This window comes from Intestinibacter sp. (assembly GCF_051866655.1).
Lineage (GTDB): Bacteria > Bacillota > Clostridia > Peptostreptococcales > Peptostreptococcaceae > Intestinibacter.
In genome coordinates this window covers 1-2,380 of sequence record NZ_JBJDXL010000504.1, presented here as the reverse complement: position 1 = coordinate 2,380, position 2,380 = coordinate 1, and the positions used below count along the sequence as shown (strand labels likewise).

General features: G+C 32.1%; 4 protein-coding genes. All 4 read left to right on the top strand.

What is annotated here, in order from left to right; translation table 11 throughout:
* The first annotated feature begins 143 nt into the window (after positions 1-143).
* Entirely contained in the window at positions 144-623 is a 480-nt protein-coding gene (locus tag ACI3VO_RS15150; RefSeq protein ID WP_439758720.1) for a YceD family protein, read from the top strand.
* Between the two features lie 13 nt (positions 624-636).
* A complete protein-coding gene (rpmF, locus tag ACI3VO_RS15145) occupies positions 637-813 on the top strand; it encodes a 50S ribosomal protein L32 (protein ID WP_290685579.1) in 177 nt (58 codons plus the stop codon).
* A gap of 197 nt (positions 814-1,010) precedes the next feature.
* Positions 1,011-2,057 carry a phosphate acyltransferase PlsX gene (plsX, locus tag ACI3VO_RS15140; protein WP_439758719.1) on the top strand — a complete coding sequence of 349 codons (1,047 nt, stop codon included), beginning with the start codon at positions 1,011-1,013 and terminating at the stop codon, positions 2,055-2,057.
* 24 nt (positions 2,058-2,081) lie between these two features.
* The coding region (locus ACI3VO_RS15135; protein ID WP_439758718.1) for a GTP-binding protein at positions 2,082-2,380 on the top strand (299 nt) is incomplete at its 3' end.

Genomic DNA, 2,380 nt, shown 5'->3' with positions numbered 1-2,380 from the left:
CAAAGGGTAAGACTAAAGAAATAGCAAGGATTGGTAAATAAGCTTGTTCATTTTTTAATAAATTAAAAGCTATAAAACGACTAGTAAATATTAAAAAAATAGTTAAAACTATATTAATAAAAAGAGAAACTGGTAAAATAGACTTGAATTTTTCGCAAAAAATTGATACTATTAGTTATTGTGATAACAAATACAAATTAGCTTCACCTGTGAATCTAGTTGGTAAAATTTCTAAAAATGCAAAGGATGAAATTCATCTAGTTGCAGATGTGGATTTTACAATAGTAGATAATTGTTCTAGATGTCTAGAACCAGTGGAAGTGCCAATAAGTTATACAATTGATGGTTTCTTAGTTAGTGAAGGCTTTGACGAAGATGACTTTGAAGATTACGATGCTTTTATTGTAGAAACTGATGAAGTAGATTTAGTTAAAGTGATAGAGCAGACTTTAGACTTTAACTTGCCTCATAAGGTTCTTTGTAAAGAGGACTGTAAGGGTCTTTGTCCAGGATGCGGAGCTAATTTAAACAAAGAAACTTGCTCATGTAGCGAAACTGCAAGTGACGAGGATGATATAGATCCACGTTTTGCTAAATTAAAAGATTTGTTCAAAAATGATTAAGGAGGTGGCTTAAATGGCAGTACCTAAACGTAAAACAGCTAAATCAAAAACTAAAATGAGAAGAGCGGCTAATTCAAAAATGACAGTTAAAGGATTCGTAGAATGCCCACAATGTCATGAACCAAAATTACCACATAGAGTTTGTCCTTCTTGCGGACACTACAATGGTAAAGAAATCGTAGCTGAATAGTGATATAAAAAAGCATGTAGTTTAGACTACATGTTTTTTTTTACTTAAATATAAGTTATAATATAATAGATGGTTTTAGATTTTGAATGAATAAAAGAGGAGTTAACTCATACTCCTCTAAATTTATTTGAGGATAGTTATATAAAATAAAAAATGGAAATACTATAAATTAATAGTTTATAAAGAGGAGGAAATAAATGAAAATAGTAATAGATGCAATGGGTGGAGATAACGCTCCTAAATCTACAATAGAAGGCGCTGTTTTAGCTATAAATGAATACGGTGTAGATGTAATTTTGACAGGGGATAAAGACATAATAGAAAAGGAATTAGAGTCAAAAACTTACGACAAAAGTAAACTAGAAATAGTACATACGACTGAAGTTATCGAAAACGAAGATAAACCAGTACAAGCAGTCAGACGTAAAAAGGATTCTTCAATGGTTGTAGGATTGAAATTAGTAAAGGATAAAAAAGCCGATGCAATAGTTTCTGCTGGGAATACAGGAGCTCTTTTAGCGGGAGGATTATTCGTTGTTGGAAGAATAAAGGGAATCGATAGACCTTGTCTATGCCCAGGACTTCCAAATGTAAAGGGAGGAATAACACTTCTTGCAGACGGTGGTGCTAATGCCGACTGTAAACCTAAAAACTTAGTACAATTTGCCTTCATGAGTGATATATACTTAAGAAAAGTCTTAAATATCGAAAATCCTAGAATAGGTCTTGCTAATATAGGTGTAGAAGAAGGCAAGGGAAATGACCTTATGAAAAATTCTTTCTACGAGCTTAAAGAACTAGATTTAAATTTTGTAGGAAATGTAGAAGCTAGAGATGTCATAAATTCAGTATGCGATGCTATAGTATGTGATGGATTTACAGGAAATATACTTCTAAAGACATGTGAAGGTGTTGCTATGGGACTTATGGGACTTATGAAGGAAAGATTTATGTCTTCTTTCAAAGGTAAGATGGGAGCTTTAATGCTAAAAGACGATTTCAAAGCTATAAAATCTATGATGGACTACACTGAATACGGCGGAGCACCACTTTTAGGAGTAAAAGGTGGAGTAATAAAGGCTCACGGAAGCTCTGATGGATTTGCTATTAAAAATGCAGTCAACCAAGCTATAAAGTTTGCAAGTGGAAATGTAGTTGAAGATATAGAAAAGGTATTAAAGGAATTAGAAGAAAAAGAAAGCGCTAAAAAAGATGCAGAAGCAAAGGAAGATGCAGATAAATAGGTAGAGCTTCAAAAGGGTTAAAAAATGACTAAAAATATTTCAGATAAAACGACTAAAGTAAATATAATATCTGGATTCTTAGGTTCTGGAAAGACTATATTTATAAAAAAATATTTAGATGAAGTTAAAAATCTAGGGAAAGTTGTAGTCCTAGAAAATGAATTTGGCGAGGTTTCCATAGATTCATACATTTTAGATAGCAAAGAAATAAATATCTATGAAATTAATGCTGGATGCATATGCTGTAGCCTCTTAGCCGATTTTAAGGGTGGTTTAGAGTATATATTGAAGAAATACAATCCAAATACTTTATTCATAGAGCC

Bases quoted from the DNA above. Each gene is read 5' to 3' on its own strand.
- rpmF (WP_290685579.1), top strand. From the start codon at position 637: ATGGCAGTACCTAAACGTAAAACAGCTAAATCAAAAACTAAAATGAGA.
- plsX (WP_439758719.1), top strand. From the start codon at position 1,011: ATGAAAATAGTAATAGATGCAATGGGTGGAGATAACGCTCCTAAATCT.